19 protein-coding genes are annotated in these 17,986 nt (G+C 67.7%); 8 read left to right on the top strand and 11 right to left on the bottom strand.

Annotation, left to right across the window (positions count from 1 at the left end):
• Window positions 1-8: 8 nt before the first annotated feature.
• The 7 genes from O7632_RS07360 to O7632_RS07330 form a co-directional block, all read right to left on the bottom strand.
• Window positions 9-1,214 (bottom strand): SIS domain-containing protein, encoded by a 1,206-nt coding sequence (locus tag O7632_RS07360; RefSeq protein ID WP_278112507.1) that lies wholly within the window; start codon window positions 1,212-1,214, stop codon window positions 9-11.
• Window positions 1,214-1,399, bottom strand: a complete 186-nt coding sequence (locus O7632_RS07355) for a Trm112 family protein (RefSeq protein ID WP_278112506.1) — start codon at window positions 1,397-1,399, stop codon at window positions 1,214-1,216. The genes O7632_RS07360 and O7632_RS07355 overlap by 1 nt, the downstream gene beginning before the upstream one ends.
• Window positions 1,400-1,465: 66 nt before the next feature.
• On the bottom strand, window positions 1,466-2,842 hold the full coding sequence (locus tag O7632_RS07350) for a phosphomannomutase/phosphoglucomutase (protein ID WP_278112505.1): 1,377 nt from the start codon (window positions 2,840-2,842) through the stop codon (window positions 1,466-1,468).
• Window positions 2,843-3,052: 210 nt separating this feature from the next.
• Entirely contained in the window at window positions 3,053-3,439 is a 387-nt protein-coding gene (locus O7632_RS07345; RefSeq protein ID WP_278112503.1) for a hypothetical protein, read from the bottom strand.
• 20 nt (window positions 3,440-3,459) lie between these two features.
• On the bottom strand, window positions 3,460-4,578 hold the full coding sequence (locus O7632_RS07340; protein ID WP_278112501.1) for an IS630 family transposase: 1,119 nt from the start codon (window positions 4,576-4,578) through the stop codon (window positions 3,460-3,462).
• A 78-nt stretch (window positions 4,579-4,656) separates the two neighbouring features.
• A complete protein-coding gene (locus O7632_RS07335) occupies window positions 4,657-5,154 on the bottom strand; it encodes a hypothetical protein (protein WP_278112500.1) in 498 nt (165 codons plus the stop codon).
• A 120-nt stretch (window positions 5,155-5,274) separates the two neighbouring features.
• A complete protein-coding gene (locus tag O7632_RS07330; protein ID WP_278112498.1) occupies window positions 5,275-6,762 on the bottom strand; it encodes an aldehyde dehydrogenase family protein in 1,488 nt (495 codons plus the stop codon).
• Between the two features lie 84 nt (window positions 6,763-6,846).
• Here O7632_RS07330 and O7632_RS07325 point away from each other — a divergent pair, with 84 nt between their 5' ends.
• Window positions 6,847-7,413 carry a Uma2 family endonuclease gene (locus O7632_RS07325; protein WP_278112496.1) on the top strand — a complete coding sequence of 189 codons (567 nt, stop codon included), beginning with the start codon at window positions 6,847-6,849 and terminating at the stop codon, window positions 7,411-7,413.
• Window positions 7,414-7,446: 33 nt separating this feature from the next.
• On the opposite strand, the gene O7632_RS07320 is transcribed toward O7632_RS07325, so the two are convergent.
• The 3 genes from O7632_RS07320 to O7632_RS07310 form a co-directional block, all read right to left on the bottom strand.
• On the bottom strand, window positions 7,447-7,716 hold the full coding sequence (locus tag O7632_RS07320) for a hypothetical protein (RefSeq protein WP_278112495.1): 270 nt from the start codon (window positions 7,714-7,716) through the stop codon (window positions 7,447-7,449).
• Window positions 7,717-7,732: 16 nt separating this feature from the next.
• Window positions 7,733-7,993, bottom strand: a complete 261-nt coding sequence (locus O7632_RS07315; protein ID WP_278112493.1) for a hypothetical protein — start codon at window positions 7,991-7,993, stop codon at window positions 7,733-7,735.
• 179 nt (window positions 7,994-8,172) lie between these two features.
• Entirely contained in the window at window positions 8,173-8,400 is a 228-nt protein-coding gene (locus O7632_RS07310) for a hypothetical protein (protein ID WP_278112492.1), read from the bottom strand.
• Window positions 8,401-8,676: 276 nt separating this feature from the next.
• Between O7632_RS07310 and O7632_RS07305 the strand changes: the two genes are divergently transcribed.
• Window positions 8,677-9,453, top strand: a complete 777-nt coding sequence (locus O7632_RS07305) for a helix-turn-helix transcriptional regulator (RefSeq protein WP_278112490.1) — start codon at window positions 8,677-8,679, stop codon at window positions 9,451-9,453.
• Window positions 9,440-9,628, top strand: a complete 189-nt coding sequence (locus O7632_RS07300; RefSeq protein WP_278112488.1) for a DUF397 domain-containing protein — start codon at window positions 9,440-9,442, stop codon at window positions 9,626-9,628. The genes O7632_RS07305 and O7632_RS07300 overlap by 14 nt, the downstream gene beginning before the upstream one ends.
• Before the next feature lie 167 nt (window positions 9,629-9,795).
• On the opposite strand, the gene O7632_RS07295 is transcribed toward O7632_RS07300, so the two are convergent.
• On the bottom strand, window positions 9,796-10,794 hold the full coding sequence (locus tag O7632_RS07295; RefSeq protein WP_278112486.1) for a hypothetical protein: 999 nt from the start codon (window positions 10,792-10,794) through the stop codon (window positions 9,796-9,798).
• A gap of 328 nt (window positions 10,795-11,122) precedes the next feature.
• Between O7632_RS07295 and O7632_RS07290 the strand changes: the two genes are divergently transcribed.
• From O7632_RS07290 to O7632_RS07270, 5 genes are all read left to right on the top strand, one after another.
• Window positions 11,123-12,577, top strand: coding sequence for a glycoside hydrolase family 43 protein (locus tag O7632_RS07290; RefSeq protein ID WP_278112484.1), 1,455 nt, complete (start codon window positions 11,123-11,125; stop codon window positions 12,575-12,577).
• Window positions 12,578-13,262: 685 nt separating this feature from the next.
• Window positions 13,263-14,090: a hypothetical protein gene (locus tag O7632_RS07285; RefSeq protein ID WP_278112482.1), complete on the top strand. Its 828-nt coding sequence runs from the start codon at window positions 13,263-13,265 to the stop codon at window positions 14,088-14,090.
• A gap of 157 nt (window positions 14,091-14,247) precedes the next feature.
• Window positions 14,248-14,835 carry a tetratricopeptide repeat protein gene (locus O7632_RS07280; protein ID WP_278112480.1) on the top strand — a complete coding sequence of 196 codons (588 nt, stop codon included), beginning with the start codon at window positions 14,248-14,250 and terminating at the stop codon, window positions 14,833-14,835.
• Window positions 14,836-14,849: 14 nt separating this feature from the next.
• Window positions 14,850-16,115, top strand: a complete 1,266-nt coding sequence (locus tag O7632_RS07275; protein ID WP_278112479.1) for a glycosyltransferase — start codon at window positions 14,850-14,852, stop codon at window positions 16,113-16,115.
• 307 nt (window positions 16,116-16,422) lie between these two features.
• Entirely contained in the window at window positions 16,423-17,859 is a 1,437-nt protein-coding gene (locus tag O7632_RS07270) for a gamma-aminobutyraldehyde dehydrogenase (protein WP_278112477.1), read from the top strand.
• Window positions 17,860-17,986 lie beyond the last annotated feature (127 nt).

The following is a 17,986-nucleotide window of genomic DNA, read 5'->3' as shown; positions in this document are numbered from 1 at the left end:
GGACCGGGTCAGGTGGTGGAAAGCTCCTTCATCTCGCTGACCGCCGGCACCGCCATCGGGTCGAGATGATGAGCCAGAGCCAGATAGACCGAGGCGTAGTCGGGTACGGCGATCAACGAGGCGAGGCGCTCCAACGCCGACCCGCCCTCGGCGGTGATCACGTCGCACCGCACCCCGCGCCGCTCGGCGAGGGTCTGCACGGCGTCGGCCCGCCGTTCCTCCACCGCCAGCGGCTCGTCGGCGTCGTCCTCCGGGTTGAGCCCGCCGTCGCGCAGCAGCACCAGCCGCAGCCGGGTCGGCGACTCGACGACGTCCTCCGGGTCGGCGAAGATGTCGCGGCTGGACTCGACCAGCCCGCCGAACACCCCGTCGAGCAGACCCACCCGGCCCCGGCCGGCCTCGCCGAGCGCCCCGGTCACCACCGGGTAGCGGGCGTTGGTCGACAAGGTGTCACCGAATCGTCGGGCCGCGACCGCCGCCACCGGCGACGAACCCCAGACGATCGGCACCGAACCCGCCAAGCCGAGCGCGAGCGCCTTCGCCGGGTTGACGAACGACTCGGCCGCCGGCTTGCAGCGTTCGGCGTCGGCGTCCAGCCGGGCGGCGGTTTCGGCCAGATCGGCCTCGTTGACCTTGACCAGGCCAAGGGACCGGGCGGCTAGCAGGACCGGCACCGTCAACGCCCAGAGGCTGGCCCGCGCCGGGGCGCGACGCGGCACCGGGATGAACGGAGCCCGTACCCCCTCGGCGACCGACTGCAGCTGCGAGTCGGGGGCGCCGACGGCGACCAGCCGGGCACCGCGCCGGGCGGCGGCCTGCGCCGCGCCGAGCGCTTCCGGGCTGCGGCCCGAGGCGCTGACCGCGATCACCACGTCCGCCGCGCCCACCCAGCCGGGCACGCCGGCGCTGCGGTGTGCGATCACCGGTACGGGGCAGCGTGGCCCGGCCACGGTCGCCAGCACGTCACCGGTACGGCCGGCGGTGCCGATGCCGGCGATCACCACCGCCCGGGGGCGGCCTTCGTCGGCGAGGACCCCCAGGTTGGCTTCGGCGGCCAACGCCGCCGACTCCCGTACCTGGGCTCCGGCCGACGCGGTGAACCGCAGCATGCCGCCCGGGTCGGCGGTGGCCAGCGCGTCCGCGTCGTCGAGCAGCGCCTCGTCCGGCAGCCGCCGACCCAGCACCCCGGACTGACCGTCGATCGGCAGCGACATCAGGCGGCCTCGGAAGGGCCGCCACGGGCCTCGTCGAGCAGGAGCACCGGAATGCCGTCGCGCACCTCGAAGATCCGCTGGCACTGCGGGCAGGTCAGCGTCGCCGCCTCCGCGTCGTAGTCCAACGGTGTGTGGTGGGTGTCCGGGCAGGCGAGGATCTCCAGCAACTGCGAATCCAGGGCCATCGAGCGGCTCCTTCCAACTCGTCAGGGACGCTTCCCCTGTGCGGTACGGGACGCGTCGCGGAAATCCTAGCCGCGGATCAGCGCGAGTACGCCGTCGCGCAGCTCGCTCATCCGTTCGCCGGTCGGTGCCTCCACGTTGAGCCGCAGCAACGGTTCGGTGTTGGAGGCCCGGATGTTGAACCAGGCGCCGTCGGCGAACCGTACGGTCAGGCCGTCGAGTTCGTCGGTGTCGGCGTCGGCGTACGCGGCCGTGACCGCCGCCAGCTTGGCCTGCTGGTCGTCGACCGTCGAGTTGATCTCGCCGGACGCGACGTACCGTTCGTACGCGTGGGCCAGCTCGGACAGCGGCCGGTCCTGCTCCCCGAGGGCGGCCAGCATGTGCATCGCGGCCAGCATGCCGGTGTCGGCGAACCAGAAGTCCCGGAAGTAGTAGTGCGCGGAGTGTTCGCCGCCGAAGACCGCGTTGGTCCGGGCCATCTCGGCCTTGATGAACGAGTGACCGACCCGGGCCCGGACCGGCTGGCCGCCGTTCTCACTGACGATCTCCGGTACGGCGCTGGAGGTGATCAGGTTGTGGATGATCGTCGAACCCGGATATTTGGCCAGCTCACGAGTGGCGACCAGGGCGGTGATCGCCGACGGGGAGACCGGTTCGCCGCGCTCGTCGACGACGAAGCAGCGGTCGGCGTCACCGTCGAACGCGAGCCCGAGGTCGGCGCCGTGGTCCCGGACGGCCTGCTGCAGGTCGACGATGTTGGCCGGGTCGAGCGGGTTGGCCTCGTGGTTGGGGAAGGAGCCGTCCAGCTCGAAGTACATGGGAATGATGTCCAGCGGCAACGCGGGCAGGACGCTGTCGCCGAGCACCGCCGGTACGGTGTAGCCGCCCATCCCGTTGCCGGCGTCGACCACCACCTTGAGCGGCCGGATCCCCGACAGGTCGACGAGGGTCCGCAGGTGGGCGGCGTAGTCGGCGAGCAGGTCGTGCCGGTCGACCCGGTCCTCACCAGTCGGCGTCTCGCCGCTGTCCAGCAACGCCTGCGCCCGGTCCCGGATGTCGGTCAGGCCGGAGTCCTGGCCGATCGGGGCCGCGCCGGCCCGGCACATCTTGATGCCGTTGTACTGGGCCGGGTTGTGGCTGGCGGTGAACATCGCACCGGGCAGGTCGAGCGCACCGGAGGCGTAGTAGAGCAGGTCGGTGGAGGCCAGGCCGCCGTGCAGCACCTCGGCGCCGGCCGCGTTGGCGCCAGCGGCGAAGGCGTCGGCCAGCGGCGGTGACGAGTCGCGCATGTCGTGGGCGATGACGATCTTGTCGGCCTTCTCGCCGTTGTCCCGTAGCACCTGGACGAAGGCGGTACCGATCGCCCGGGCGACCGCCTCGTTGAGCTGGTCGGGAGTCGTGCCACGGACGTCGTAGGCCTTGACGATTTTGGACAAGTCAGACAAGGTCTCGCTCCTCAGCAGTGCCGATGCCAACACCGGTGAGCGTAACGGAGCTAGCGGCGGCGTCCGGCGTCAAGGCTGGCCGGGCCACCCTCCGGCAGCATGATGTTCATCCTGTCGCCGCGCACAGCCGTACCGCACCCGTACCCGCGTCAGCTGCCGCCGCAGCCGACGCCCCGCTGTTGTCGCAGCTCAGCACGGGTTCTTCGCAACTCAGCGCGGGTGGATCCGGGGCAGCAGCATGGTCGCCCCACCGTCCCCACCGTCCCCACCGGAATCACCGCTGTCGTCCCTGCCGCCGCTGCCGCCGCTGCCGCCGCGTCCCCGGCGGATCAGCAGCACCAGCAGCCCGATCCCGACCCCGACCATGCCGACGCCGCCCGCCAGCGCCAGCGTCCCGACCCCCGGCCCGCCCGACTCCTGGCTGCCGCCCTGACCAGCGGCGGCCAGCAGGTCCTGGTCGGGCGCGGCGACCGCGGGCACCTCGGTCGGCTCGACCGCCGTGGCCGCCTCGGTCGGCTCCGGGGTCGGTTCCTCGGTCGGCTCTACGGTCGGCGACGGCGGAGCCGGCTGGTACGTGCCGGCTAGTGCTGTGACCACGAACGTTCAGGGTGTTGGTGTCAGGCTGCGCGGGTAGTGGGTTGGCCCCAGCGTTGTTGTCGTTCGCTGCGTATGCGGGCTCGTTCGCGGCGTTGGGCGGCCAGGACGTCGGGATGACGGGCGTTGGCGTTGCGCCAGCGTAGGTATGTCTGCAGCCTCCGGGTCAGGGCGGGGTGGTTGGGGTGGTTCGACCCGGCGATGACGAAGGTGCGCAGTGGCCCGAACTGGGCCTCGATCGGGTTGGCCCAGGAGGCGTAGGTCGGGGTGAAGCAGAGTTCGACCTTGTTCCGGGCCGCCCACCCGCGGATCGTGCGGCCTCTGTGCGCGGAGAGGTTGTCCAGGATGACGTAGATCGGTGCCCCGTCCGGACGGGCGGCGCGGATCGACTTTAGGGCGGCGAGGGTGTTCGCGGCGCTCTTGTGTCGTCGGACGACGCCCCAGAGTTGGTCGTCGCCGACGGAGTAGCAGCCGTGGAACTGTCGGACGCCGTGCAGCTTGTGATAGTTCGCGGGTAGCCGGCGCGGGTGTCCGGCCGGTGCCCATCCGGCGCCGGCCTGCGGACGGATCACCAGGGGCCCGAACTCGTCGAAAGCGAACACCCGGTGCGGGAACCGGGCGGTCACCTCCTCGATGCGGGCGAGCTTGGCGTCCCGGTCGGGGTCGGTGGACTCCTTCCACGTCTTCGTCCGTTGGAAGGTGATCTTGTGTCGGTGCAGGATCTGCCGAAGTCGTTCCCGCCCCACCTGGACGCGACGGGAGGCGTGCGAGCTCAGGTGGTCGGCGAGCTTGCGCACGCTCCAGCGGGTGAACGGCCGCCCCAGCTTCTCGGGGCGGGTGGTGGCCGTCTCGATGATGAACGTCTCGTCATCGGGACTGATCTGGCGGGGACGGCCACCCGCCCACCGAGGGTCCAGGCTGGCCATGCCCATCTCGTTGAACCGGTGGATGACCTGCCGGATCGTGTCCTCGTCGGCCTGTACCAGGCGGGCGATCGCCGGCACGGTGTTCCCGCCGGCCGAGGCGAGCACGACCATCGCGCGTCGCAGTCGGATCGGGGAACCGGTTCCCCTGCGGGTGATTCGCAGCAGCTGCTGACCTTCGTGGTCACTCAACCGCCGTACACGTACAAGATCTGCCACCACCACAGCCTGGCCGTCACGACGTCACCCGGCCGACAGGCCCGACGGCGTGTCATCCAACACCGTGAACGTTCGTGGTCACAGCACTAGCCGGCCGCCGACCTTCTTCGCTCCGGCCGCCCGGCCGAGCAGTTCACCGCCGGCGGTGTACGCCTCGGCGACGATGTTGGCGGTGCCGGCGGGCGCCCCGGCCAGGAACGCCATCCGATATCGGGTGGTGCGGCTCTTGCCTTTGCACAGCTCGTCGTCTTCGGGTGCGGTCCGGTCGGTGACCAGCAGGCCGCCGCCGTTGTCCGTCACCGGCACGTTCACCCAGTCGTCGTCGATCCGGGCCTGCACCGCCACCAGGTCCGGGGTGGCGCCGGGCAGTCGGATCGCCAGGGCGGTCCGCAGCGACACGCACCCCTCGGTGCGTTTGGTCACCTTGACGGTCACCCCGCCGGCCTTCTCACCGGCGGTGAACTTGCCGGGCAGACCGAGCTGGACCCGTACCTGCTCGTCCTGGGCGTACGCGGGACTCGCGGCGGCCACCGCCACTCCGGCGGTCAACAGCAGCACCATCGTCAGTCGGGTCATGCCACGACGTACCGCCATGTGCCGCCTCGCCTCCCGCGTCGCCGGCCCCCGTGCCTCGGACGCCGTCGGGCGACAGGCTACCGCGCTGCGGCCACGAGCCCCCGATCCTGCGGGCGGCCGCTACAGGTCGAGTCCGGTGAGGACCATGACACGCGGGTCGGTGTAGTCGTCCATCGCGCTACGGACACCTTCGCGGCCGACGCCGCTGCCTTTGACCCCGCCGTACGGCATCTGGTCGGCCCGGTACGACGGCACGTCACCGACGATCACCCCGCCGACGGCCAGGGTGCGGTGCGCGGTGAACGCGGTCTGCAGGTTGTGGGTGAAGACGCCGGCCTGCAGCCCGTACGCCGAGTCGTTGACCGCCGCGAACGCCGCCGCGTCGTTCTCGACCCGCTGTACGACGAGCACCGGGCCGAAGACCTCCTCGGTGAGCACCTTGGCGTCGGGCGGCACCAGGGTCAGTACGGTCGGCGGATAGGTCGCGCCGTCGCGGCGGCCACCGACGTCGATGGTGGCCCCGGCGGTCACCGCTTCGTCCACCCAGGACTCGACGCGGATCGCGGCGTCTTCGTTGATCAGTGGCCCGACGTCGGTGGCTTCGTCGGTCGGGTCACCGACCCGCAATCGTTGTACGGCGTCGACGAGCCGGGGCAGGAAGCCGTCGTAGAGCCATTCGTGCACGTAGACCCGTTGCACGGCGATGCAGCTCTGCCCGGCCTGATAGTTGGCGAAGGTGGCGATGCGCTGCGCCGCCCAGGTCAGCTCCTCGTCGCCGGTCCAGTCCTCGCAGATGACCGCCGCCGCGTTGCCGCCCAACTCCAGGGTGACGTGCTTCTCCGGGACCGATCGGCGGATCAGCGCGCCGACCGGGCCGGAGCCGGTGAACGACACCACCGGCAGGCGCGGGTCGGCGACCAAGTCGCCGGCCCGGTCGTTGGGCACCGGGAGTACGGACACCATGCCGGCGGGCAGCCCGGTATCCAGTCCGTCCGGCTCGGTGGCCTCGGCGATCAGCTCGCCGAGCAGCAGCGCGGTCAGCGGGGTCGCCGGGGCCGGCTTGAGGATGATCGGCGCGCCGACCGCGATCGCCGGGGCGACCTTGTGCGCGACCAGGTTCAGCGGAAAATTGAACGGCGAGATGCCCAGTACCGGTCCGCGCGGCACCCGGCGGACCACCGCCATCCGCCCGGCGGCGGCCGGGTCGGTGTCGAGGCGCTGCAGGTCGCCGGAGAAGCGGCGGGCCTCCTCGGCGGCCCAGCGGAACGTGGAGACGGCCCGGTTCACCTCGGCCCGCGCCCATTTCAGCGGTTTGCCGTTTTCGGCGGTGATCAGTCGGGCGATTTCGTCGGCGCGCTGCGCGAGCCGGGCGCTGATGTGGTCGAGGGCGGCGGCCCGGCGGTACGCGGGCAGCGCGGCGGCCACCGGTGCGAGCTGCTGCGCGGCGGCGACGGCCCGCTCGACCTGGTCGGGCGTGGCATAGCTGGTCTGTCCGACCAGCCGTCCGCCGTACGGGTGGTGCACGGCCAGCGGCGTGTCGCCGTGCGCCGGCTCCCCGGCCAGCCAGAACGGCACCGGTACGGTCGGGTCGGCGGCGGCGTGCTCCATCCCGCCAGCCTAGGCCAGCCCACCATCCGGGCAGAGCCACGGTATCGTGAAGCCGGTAGCCGATCGCCAGCTCAGGAGACCTGTATGACCGTCGAGATGGTCGCGCCGGCCTGGATGCATGAGCAGGTCACGGCCGAGCAGTACGCGACGTGGACAGAAGAGCAGTGCGCCGGCATCGAGATCGTGGATGGGATGGTCCTCGTGAGCCCGAGCGCCTCCAAGCGGCACAATCGCCTGGCAAGGCTGCTGGCGAACGCCCTGGACAGTGCCGCCGGGCCGGAGTGGAACGCGGACACCGACTTCGACGTTCGGCTTCACGACGTGCCGCTGAACAACCGCCGTCCGGACGTGACGGTCTATCGCGCGGACACCATCGACGTCACCCCGACTCGCCCGGAGCATGTGCTGCTGGTGGCCGAGGTGGTCTCGCCCGGGTCGGAGACGACCGACCGGATCGTCAAGGCTGACCAGTACGCCAGGGTTGGAATTCAGTTCTACTGGCGGGTCGAGCAGGCCGCCACGGGCGCGCCTCTCGTCTACACGTACGTTCTTGACCCAGCGACGGGACGCTACCGCGACGGCGAGATCTTCACCGGCGTCGTGAAGGTGTCCGCGCCCTTCTTCCTTGAGCTCGATCTCGGCCAGCTGTGACTCCGTGTCCTACCGCATCTGGCTACGCGCCGCTCAGGTCGTGCCGGGTGGCAGCCGGTAACCGAGCTGCTGGCCGTAGGTCATCAACGGGCGCAGGGTCGGCAGCGGGGTGGTGGTCTCTGATCGCCAGTGGCGTCCCCGGTTGCCGTCGAGTCGGCGGTGCCGGGCCGTGGTCCGGTGGTGTCGCTGCTGGTCGAGTCGTTCGCGGCGTAGGTATTCGAGGCGTCGGGACGCCGTGGACCGGCCGGAGCGCCAGTCGAGCCAGCGCAGCCACCAGTCCCGCAACACATCGAAGATCACCATCATACTCCTTGATCAATTACAATTCCGCGGTACGTTTGGGCAGCCGGTAGAGTCCACGTCGCTGGACGAATATCTCCCGCCGATCGGCGGCCAATCCGCGTTCGTCGATGACGTAGCCGGTCAGCCACACCCAGCCGTGGTACGTCGGTTTCCGATCGACCGAGATGACGCGGAACGTGAGTCGTCGGTCGCCGGCGAACTGCACGCTCGCTTCTCGGCCGATCAGCAGCACATCGCCGGCTTTCGGTTCGGGCGTACGCAGCAGTCGGCTATTCACGGGGCGGTGCGTCGCGGCGCGGCCGTTCGACGCCGTCCGCACCTCGTTCCGTCGGCCAGGTGGTGAGCCCGCACTGGGGGCACCACCTGGACTTCACTCGGAACGAGAACAGTCCGGCGCAGAAGCCGAGCAGCGCCGCTCCGACGAGCGCTCCGATCTCCATCGTCGACACACCCCTCTCACTTGCGGGCCGGCAGCGGTGCCGACCAGAGTCCGGACAGGTGCAGCACGGTGCGCAGCCGTCTCGCTTTGGCCGGGTCATGCCGGTCGAGGATCGTCAACGCCCGCAGGAACGGCCGGCACGGCGTGGCCCGGCCACACGTACGGCAGATGCGCCACCGGGTCGGCAGATGCGCCCGTACGTCCTCTCGCACCGCCGTCAGGCGGAACCGCGGATCGGTGTCCACGCTGGCCGGGTTGGGCACGCGTCTCGGCAACGCCGGCCGGGCAGACGCGGCGTCGCCGATGCCGCCGCGTGTCGATGATCTTCCCGCGTCGCTTTCACCACCGTCATTCTTGATCAAGAGAATCCCCCTCAGTCGACTCGACGAGGACCCCGGGAAGCGATCCGAGCGGGAGAACAACTTCCCGGGGTCAATTCCACCCTGGACTCCCACGGCTCCTTGAGGCAATATCGCAAGGGTTGACGTAAGGGTGAGCCTCGATCTTTGGAGGGCATAACTATGGATGATCTACCCAAGAAGCTCCGGCAGCTCCGGCTGTCCCGGCACATGAATCAGACTCAGTTGGCGAAAGCTGTAGGCGTGTCGAAGTCGCTGATTGCCAGCTTCGAGACGGGCCGGCTGGTGCCGAAGGAGGACACCGCGAAGGCTCTCGACAAGTTACTAAACTCCGGTGACCGGCTTCAACAACTGTCGAAGGACGGCCGCGAGGACCGCCGACCGTGGCTGCGCTCGTGGGCCGAACACGAACGGCGCGCGATGCTCCTGCGCTGCTGGGACTTGTCGATCATCCCTGGGCTGCTGCAACGCGAGGCGTACATGCGAGAGCTGTTCGGGACGATCCCGGCAAACAAGAACAGGGTCGACGACCTGGTGAGGATCCGCCTCGCCCGGCAGGCGGCGGTCTTCGACCGTGATGAGCCGGTCGAGCTGTCGTGCTTGATCGGCGAGACCGCCCTACATCAGGGGACGCGAGAAGTTCTCAAAGATCAGCTTGCTTACCTGGTCGACGCCAGCCACCAGCCGAACATCCGCATCCGGATCGTGCCGGACCGTGGCGTGAGCCTGCACCCCGGCCTTGGCGGACCACTCTCGCTTGCCACTCTGAGTGATGGCCGCCGGATCGCCTACCTCGACGATCAGCTACGCGGCAGGATGGCGACCACCGCAGACGACATCATCGAACTAGAGTGGGCGTGGGAGGTCATCAACGAGCTCTCGTTGTCGACTGTCCAGAGCCGCGACTTGATTCTAAGGTTGATCGATGAACACAAGTAGCCCTTCATGGCGTAAGTCCACACGGTCGGGCGGCGTGAGCAACTGCGTCGAGGTGGCCGACAACCTCGCCGACCGCGTCCTGGTCCGGGACACCAAGGACCGCGACGGCGGCACCCTGGCCTTCGCCCCGTCCGCCTGGCGCTCCTTCGTCGCGCTGGCCAAGCACCACCACTGACCCAGACGCCCACCCCTGCCACACCTCGTCGAAGCGCCGGCCCTGCTACCGCAGGGCCGGCGCTTCTCCACACTCACGCACAACCGGCATCACCGCTGCGATGTACATGACCGAAGCCGTGGCTATCAGGTCACTCCCTCGAAGCGCTCGCCGCCGAACGGACCCGGTCACAGTTGGGAGGTCAGAGTGACGCCACTCTTGAGGCGGCTCAGGCTTGTGTAACGCTGGCCGAGCGTCCATGCCCAGGCCTTCCCCGCCTCAGTCGTCGTGTCGTTGGCGATCGGTGCGCGAAGGTAGACGGTCCGGGGGTCACGCTCCGGGCTCAGAAGCATGACACCATGTGAGTCACCTTCGACACGGAGCTGATCTCCCAGCATGGATCGTATGACGGTTGCCAGCGCCTCTTTGCCCGAGGCCGCATAACCAGCGGCAGCATCCTCAGCAAAAAGAACACTTGGCACCCACTCGATGATTTTCGGAACCCGATCCTGGATGTGGGATTTGAAGTAGAACCCGAAGTGGGTGAGCCCTTCTCTGAACGACCGATTCGGTTGGCAGACGTAGGCAGCGTATTTCTGATACTCACCCCAAGCCACCTTGGCAGCAACCACCACAGTGTCATCGCTGGAAAGTAGGCCGTCGGCCTCGTAGAGTGCCACGAGTTCCGCCAACAGAAATCGGGTCTGCTCGCCGACCAGGCGACCGGTGTCCCCAATTAAAGCACGAATCACCTCGGCAAGACTGAGAAATGACAGCCATATTATTCGGTTTCGCACCGGCTCTTCTACGCCGTCCAGAGAATCGAACCAGGCCGGCTGGACGGAGTCTGGAGTCAGCACGAAAAGCTTGGCGTCGGGATCACCATGCAGTTGCTTCGAGTGGCAGCGCACCTGTTTGCGACCATGCCCTTCCGACGCGTATGCACCGCGAGTGGTTTTGGTCTCGAAGTACCAGGTGAATCGGGCTGAAATCCGCGCATCAGGCACAGAGCCATCGCTGACCACCTGATTACTGAAGGTTACCGATCGCAACTCTTCGCCGATACCACTGGCGCTCTCAAGTAGTTCCTGGACCAGTGCAAGATCGATCCGCTCGAAAACGGCCATGGTCGACGAGGTGATGCGATTCTCGCCCGTGCGGTAGGTGGAGAGCAGAGGGCTGGGCATGACCCGGAAGCCTACTGCGAGTCGTCTGTCCACACAGCCCCGCCGCAGTGCCGCTTGACCGGAGACCGCGCAGCACCCTGCCGCACGAACACTTGCCCGTGTCCTCGCAGCGGGAGACCCGATCACCCACCGGGGACCGCCCGATCGGCCAAGTGCCGGCCGGGCGTTGACAGCTGCCGCCAGGACAGTTAACACTATCGATCTCATCCGGTAACTGCAGCGCAACCAGTCGGCCGGTGATGTGTTAGCGCTAACACCACACCCCTGACGATCCGTACCCCCGTCGCGCGACCGACCCTCCTGACCCCCACCCCCAGCAGGAGACCTGATGTCACCCGTCCTCACCCGGATCGGCACCGCCCTCGCCGCCGCCTGCCTGCTGTTCACCTCCTGGTCGGTCGCCGCGCCGAAACCCGCCGCCGCGCTCGACCCGTTCACCGGCTACCTGATGGCCCACTTCACCGGCGAATCGGCCACCGGCGAACAGATCTACCTCGCCCACAGCACCGACGGCCTGCGCTGGACCGACCTCAACAACGGCAGCCCGGTCCTGGTCTCCACCGTCGGCACCCGTGGCGTACGGGATCCGGTCCTGGTCCGATCCCCCGCCGGCGACCGCTACTGGATCATCGCGACGGACCTGCGAATTGCCAGCGGTACCTCCTGGAACGACGCGGCCAACCGGGGCAGCACCTCGATCGTGGTGTGGGAGTCGACCGACCTGGTCAACTGGTCGGCGCCACGACTGCTCAACGTCGCCGGCGGGATCCCCGGAGCCGGTAACGCCTGGGCACCCGAGGCGATCTACAACCCGGCCACCGGGGACTACGTCATCTACTGGGCGACCAACTCCGCCCGCAACGGCGTGACAAAACACCGCATCTGGTACGTACGCACCAGCGACTTCCGTACGGTCAGCGCCCCGCAGCTCTACATCGACCGGGGTACCGGCCAGGGCATCATCGACACCCAGATCATCGAAGTGCCGAACAGCGTAGGCGGCTACCGCTACTACCGGGCGTCGGCCGACGGCCACATCACCATCGAGGCCAGCAACTCGATCCTCGGCTCGTGGACGACCCTCGGGAACCTCGCCCACCTGGGCATCTCCAACGGCACCGGCGGCGGCAACGTCGTCGAAGGGCCGATGTGGGCGCAGTTCAACGGCCGTAACGAATGGGTGTTGTGGCTCGACCAGTACGCCACCGGCCGGGGCTACATGCCGATCACCTCGACCAACCTGGGCAGCACCCAGAACTTCCGGACCCGATCCGACTTCGCCTTGGGCGGCAACCGCAAACGGCACGGGTCGATCCTCAACCTGACCGCCGCCGAGCAGTCCCGGGTCCTCGGTCGCTGGGGCTCCACCGTCCCGGTCAACCGCATCCAGTCCTACAACTTCCCGGACCGGTACGTCCGGCACGCCAACCTTGACGTCCGGATCGACGCCAACGTCAGCCCGGCCCAGGACGCCCAGTTCCGGCTCGTACCCGGCCTGGCCGACCGCTCCGGCCACGTGTCGTTCGAGTCGGTCAACTACCCCGGCTACTACCTACGCCACTACGCGTACGACTTCGTCCTGGCCGCCAACGACGGCAGCGCAGTCTTCGCCGCCGACGCCAGCTTCCGCCGGGTGGCCGGACTGGCCGACTCGTCGTGGACGTCGTTCCAGTCGTACAACTTCCCCGACCGCTACATCCGGCACTACGGCTACCAACTCCGGCTCGACCCGATCACCGACGCCCAAGCGCGCGCCGACGCGACCTTCCGGGTGACCAGCTGACCCGTCTGCGCACCACACCCGCGCGCCCTGGCCGGTCGCCCCGTCCGGCAGACCGGCCAGGGCAGCCCACGTCAGCCAGACCGACACTGCGCTCTATCCGGCTGCGAGCAATCGCGAAATCTTTGGTGTTCGAGGTACAATCGCGGCACTCGCTGACCATCGACAGCGGCTGGCGCGAGGTCTGCGACACCGCCCTCGCCTTCATCCAGCGCTTCCACTGACGCTCCGGACCTTGCGCGACTCGACTCAGCGGCTCTCCGCCCCCGTCGGACGCTGCCGGACGCGATGAAATCCACTCGCATTTCACCTTCACGCCCATCTTTATCCATTTTCAACTCAGAAGCCCTATTAGCGGCTACTGTCGTGATCACAGTGATGGGCCAGAAATGTGAGCGCCCTTCAGTCGATGGGGGAACCATGAGTAAAGCGGTACCGCCGAAACGACGGATCGTACGCGCGAGGGCTGCAACCGGCCTCAACTCCCTCTTGCTTTTCGCCAGTCTGGCGGGAACAGCGCTAGCCGGGCCCAGCGACCGTCCGTGGTCCGGCGGATCAGAGTTCGGCTCGGCAACGCCAAGCGAGCAAATTGAGACTTGGGCTCTGGTCGGACAGTTGAATTTTCGGCGAGACGGCGGCGTAGACATCGGCCCTCAGGGCTGGCAGGGGCCTTCGCACGAGAACAGGCATGGTTCACGTGGGCCACAAGGCCCACAAGGCGAGGCCGGACCAGAGGGACCGCAGGGACCACAGGGCGACACCGGCGCAGAAGGCCCCCAGGGACCACAAGGCGCACTCGGACCCCAAGGACCACAAGGCGACACCGGCGCAGAAGGCCCCCAGGGACCACAAGGCGACACCGGACCCCAAGGCGCACTCGGACCCCAGGGACCACAAGGCGACCCCGGCGCAGAAGGCCCCCAGGGACCACAAGGCGCACTCGGACCCCAAGGACCACAAGGCGACACCGGCGCAGAAGGCCCCCAAGGACCACAAGGCGACACCGGACCACAAGGCGCGCTCGGACCCCAAGGACCACAAGGCGACACCGGACCCCAAGGCGCACTCGGACCCCAGGGACCACAAGGCGACACCGGACCACAAGGCGCACTCGGACCCCAAGGACCACAAGGCGACCCCGGCGCAGAAGGCCCCCAGGGACCACAAGGCGCACTCGGACCCCAAGGACCACAAGGCGACACCGGCGCAGAAGGCCCCCAAGGACCACAAGGCGACACCGGACCACAAGGCCCACAAGGCGACACCGGCGCAGAAGGCCCCCAGGGACCACAAGGCGCACTCGGACCCCAAGGACCACAAGGCGACACCGGACCACAAGGCGCACTCGGCCCCCAAGGACCACAAGGCGACACCGGACCACAAGGCCCACAGGGCGGCGCAATCGCTCCCAGTTTCTACATCCGAGCCGAGGGTGCCGGGGGCGGAGTCAACAACGTGGTTTGCGACGGTGGGGATATCGCCACCGGCGGTGGATTCTTCAGCGACGAGCCGGTAACGGTTAGCAGGCCCATCCCAGCGACAAACAACTCGACACCGACCGGATGGCAGGTGGACTTCATCTCACCCACCGGCAACGAACTATACGTAATTTGCCTCGACAACCCGTAATACATCACCAATGAAACACGCCAACAGAACTGTTAGGACACGTCATGAAAATCGTACGCTCCATCGGAGTCTTGGCCTGTGGGGCCGCTCTGCTGGCGGGCGCAGTCGCCTGTACTGATGACTCACAGAGTCCGCAGCCACGACCGACAGCTGCCGCCGGCATCGAGACCGACTCTTCGGCTCTCGTCAACCTCGGCATCGAACAGGGGGAATCGGGCGATCTCGAAAAAGCGAAAGAATCGTTTGAGCAGGCAGTAGCAAGCGACAGCGGCAACAAGTTCGCCTGGTTCAACATTGGCTACATTGCGCACTCGCAGGATCAGATCGACGACGCGATCGCAAGCTACGACAAGGCGCTGGCCATCGACCCGGAATTCAAACCAGCGATCTATAACAAAGCAATCGCAATCGAAGCGAGCGACGCGGGATCGGCAATCGACCTATATAAGGAGATCCTAGCCCTCGACAATCGCGCCTCCACAGCGTACGTCCGGTTGGGCATCCTCCTCGCGAGCGAGGGAGACACCGCCGGCGCCAGAAGTGCGTTCGGTGCGGCCGTTGAGATCAACCCGGAACTGGTACCTGCCATTCCGGAGGAGTACCGCGAACACTACCTCTCCGACGACGACTGAGAAAGGGAGATTAGGTGAGCAGACCTCGATTCAGTGTCTTCACCGGAAGTAACCGGACGCGGTTCCTGGATGATTGCCTCCAGTCGCTACTCGCGCAGACGTACTCGGACTGGGAGTGGGTCGTCGTCCTCAATCAGGGCGCACGATGGCGGCCGGAGGTGGTTGACCGACGGATTCGACTGGTGAATGCCGACCATCTGTCTGGTATTGGCGCGGTGAAAGCTCGTGCCTGTGCCGAGGCTTCGGGCGACATTCTCGTCGAGCTCGACCATGACGACATGCTGACGAGCACCTGCCTCGAGCAACTCGATGCGGCCTTCGAGGCAGATCCTGCGGCCGGACTCGTCTACAGCGACACCGCCCAGATCCGGGAGGACGGCAGCCGCGACGAGACACGCTTCGCGGCGACGTTTGGCTGGGACTACCGAGAGGAGCAGGTCGACGGTCGGGACCTTCTCGTGTGCCGTTCGCTACCTGCCACACCGCACAACGTCAGCTACATCTGGTACGCGCCGAATCACGTTCGCGCGTTCCGGCGGGATCTCTACGAAAAGGTGGGCGGGTATGACGAATCGCTTGGCGTAGCCGATGACCACGATCTGATGTGTCGACTCTACCAGGTCTGCGAGTTCCGCCATGTTCCAGAGTGTCTCTATTTGCAACGTATGCACGCTAACAACACTCAGCGCCACCCTGACGTGAACGCGCAGATCCAGAAGCGTACCGTCGAGATCTACGATTCAAACATCGAGCTGAACGCGTTGGCCTGGTCTCGGCGGCTCGGGTTGGTCGCCCTCGATCTCGGGGCGGCGCACAACAAACCTGAGGGCTATCTCGGCCTAGACCGCATTGCCGGGCCTGGTGTCGACATCGCATGTGACGTTAACCTCGGACGGATCGACCTGCCGGACAACAGCGTCGGCGTTGTGCGCGCGACCGACTTCCTGGAACACGTCCCTGACAAGATCGCTCTCTTCAACGAGCTCTACCGCATCCTCGCCCCAGGCGGACTCCTGCTCTCGTTGACTCCGAGCACCGACGGCCGCGGCGCCTTCCAGGATCCCACCCACGTCTCGTTTTACAACGAGAACTCCTTCTGGTACTTCACTAATTCGGCGTACGCGCGCTTTGTTCCGGAAATTCAATGCCGCTTCCAGGTATCGCGCCTGGTCACCTATTTCCCGAGTGCCTGGCATGAAACCCACAAGATATCGTACGTAGCCGCGAACCTCATTGCACTGAAGGGTAATGCCCGAAACGGGGGACTGATCACCATTTAGCATGATGCGCCTGATTCAGCGACAAGCTGAGCACGCAGGTCACCACAAATCAAGGCTCAGTTATCAGTTGATCATCGTCGCCTCGTGGGCGTTCTGCGAGCAGTACCTCAGTCTCGGACGATCGCAGGCCGGGCCTGCCGCCGCTCACGGCCGGACCAGGCTGGACCAGGCGACGCGCCGGGCCACACGCACACGGAAACAGTGGCCGCACCCCTTGTCTGCCGCGATTTCGGTCGCCAAGATGGCGGGTAGCTGGCGGATACCTCATCCTGACCTGGACCGGCCCGACGTGCGGGAGCGCCGAACGATGACCGACAAGCAGACGTTGCGCAACTTCGTCGACGGCGAGTACGTCGACCCGGTCGACGGCGGCTACCAGGACCTGATCGACCCGTGCACCGGCGAGGTGTTTGCCCAGTCCCCGACCTCCGGCACCGGCGACGTGGACCGGGCCATGTATGCCGCCGCGACCGCCTTCGAAGGCTGGCGGGACACCACCCCGGCACAGCGGCAACTGGCCCTGCTCAAGATCGCCGACGCGGTCGAGGCCCGCGCCGCCGAGCTGGTCGACGCCGAGGTCCGCAACACCGGCAAGCCGCGCCAGCTGACCGCCGACGAGGAGCTGCCGCCCAGCGTCGACCAGTTCCGGTTCTTCGCCGGCGCGGCCCGGATGCTGGAGGGCAAATCCGCCGGGGAATACCTGGCCGGGCACACCTCCTACACCCGGCGGGAGCCGATCGGCGTCTGCGCCCAGGTGACGCCCTGGAACTATCCGCTGATGATGGCGGTCTGGAAGATCGCGCCCGCGCTGGCCGCCGGCAACACGGTCGTCCTCAAGCCGTCCGACACCACCCCACTGTCCACTCTGCTGCTCGCCGAGATCGCCGCCGAGTTCCTGCCCCCCGGCGTGTTCAACGTGGTCTGCGGCGACCGGGACACCGGCCGCGCCCTGGTGTCCCACCCCACCCCGGAGTTCGTGTCGATCACCGGTTCCACCCGGGCCGGCATGGAGGTGGCGGCGGCCGCCGCACCCGACCTCAAACGCACCCACCTGGAGCTGGGCGGCAAGGCACCGGTGGTGATCTTCGACGACGCCGACGTCGCGGCCGCCGCCGAGGCGATCGCCGGAGCCGGCTACTTCAACGCCGGGCAGGACTGCACCGCGGCGACCCGGGTGCTGGCCGCACCCGGCGTGCACGACGACTTCGTGGCCGCGTTGGCCGACCAGGCCCGCGCCACGAAGACCGGGCTGCCGGACGACCCGGACGTGGCGTACGGGCCGTTGAACAACGCCAACCAGCTGGGCCGGGTGACCGGCTTCGTGGACCGGCTGCCCGACCACGCCCGACTGCACGTCGGCGGTGAACGGGTCGGCGACCGAGGCTACTTCTACGCCCCGACCGTCGTCTCCGGGGTCCGCCAGCCGGACGAGATCATCCAGGACGAGGTCTTCGGCCCGGTGATCACCGTGCAGCGGTTCACCGACGAGGACGAGGCCGTACGGTGGGCCAACGGCACCCGCTACGGCCTGTCCGCGTCAGTGTGGACCCGCGACCACGGCCGGGCGATGAGGATGACCCGCCGGCTCGACTTCGGCTGTGTCTGGGTCAACACCCACATCCCGTTCGTGTCCGAGATGCCGCACGGCGGATTCAAGCACTCCGGCCACGGCAAGGACCTCTCGCTCTACAGCCTGGAGGACTACACCCGGGTCAAGCACGTCATGCACGCTCTAGAGGGCTGACCGGCACGTCGTCATCGGCTGGGCCGGCAGCGCGGGCGTGTGTACGGGACCGGCTCAGCCAGCGCTCCCCCACGATCAGACACCGCAGGATCAGCAAAAGCAGCAGCGGCCCACCGACCAGACCCAC

This window comes from Solwaraspora sp. WMMD406 (assembly GCF_029626025.1).
In the GTDB taxonomy this organism is placed as follows: Bacteria; Actinomycetota; Actinomycetes; order Mycobacteriales; family Micromonosporaceae; genus Micromonospora_E.
Note: the sequence above shows the minus strand (reverse complement) of the source record. Positions and strands in the feature narration are given on the sequence as shown.

Bases quoted from the DNA above. Each gene is read 5' to 3' on its own strand.
- O7632_RS07300 (WP_278112488.1), top strand. From the start codon at position 9,440: ATGAACACAAGTAGCCCTTCATGGCGTAAGTCCACACGGTCGGGCGGC.
- O7632_RS07295 (WP_278112486.1), bottom strand. From the start codon at position 10,794: ATGCCCAGCCCTCTGCTCTCCACCTACCGCACGGGCGAGAATCGCATC.
- O7632_RS07285 (WP_278112482.1), top strand. From the start codon at position 13,263: ATGGTTCACGTGGGCCACAAGGCCCACAAGGCGAGGCCGGACCAGAGG.
- O7632_RS07280 (WP_278112480.1), top strand. From the start codon at position 14,248: ATGAAAATCGTACGCTCCATCGGAGTCTTGGCCTGTGGGGCCGCTCTG.
- O7632_RS07320 (WP_278112495.1), bottom strand. From the start codon at position 7,716: ATGGTGATCTTCGATGTGTTGCGGGACTGGTGGCTGCGCTGGCTCGAC.
- O7632_RS07355 (WP_278112506.1), bottom strand. From the start codon at position 1,399: ATGGCCCTGGATTCGCAGTTGCTGGAGATCCTCGCCTGCCCGGACACC.
- O7632_RS07290 (WP_278112484.1), top strand. From the start codon at position 11,123: ATGTCACCCGTCCTCACCCGGATCGGCACCGCCCTCGCCGCCGCCTGC.
- O7632_RS07330 (WP_278112498.1), bottom strand. From the start codon at position 6,762: ATGGAGCACGCCGCCGCCGACCCGACCGTACCGGTGCCGTTCTGGCTG.
- O7632_RS07325 (WP_278112496.1), top strand. From the start codon at position 6,847: ATGACCGTCGAGATGGTCGCGCCGGCCTGGATGCATGAGCAGGTCACG.
- O7632_RS07305 (WP_278112490.1), top strand. From the start codon at position 8,677: ATGGATGATCTACCCAAGAAGCTCCGGCAGCTCCGGCTGTCCCGGCAC.
- O7632_RS07335 (WP_278112500.1), bottom strand. From the start codon at position 5,154: ATGACCCGACTGACGATGGTGCTGCTGTTGACCGCCGGAGTGGCGGTG.
- O7632_RS07270 (WP_278112477.1), top strand. From the start codon at position 16,423: ATGACCGACAAGCAGACGTTGCGCAACTTCGTCGACGGCGAGTACGTC.
- O7632_RS07360 (WP_278112507.1), bottom strand. From the start codon at position 1,214: ATGTCGCTGCCGATCGACGGTCAGTCCGGGGTGCTGGGTCGGCGGCTG.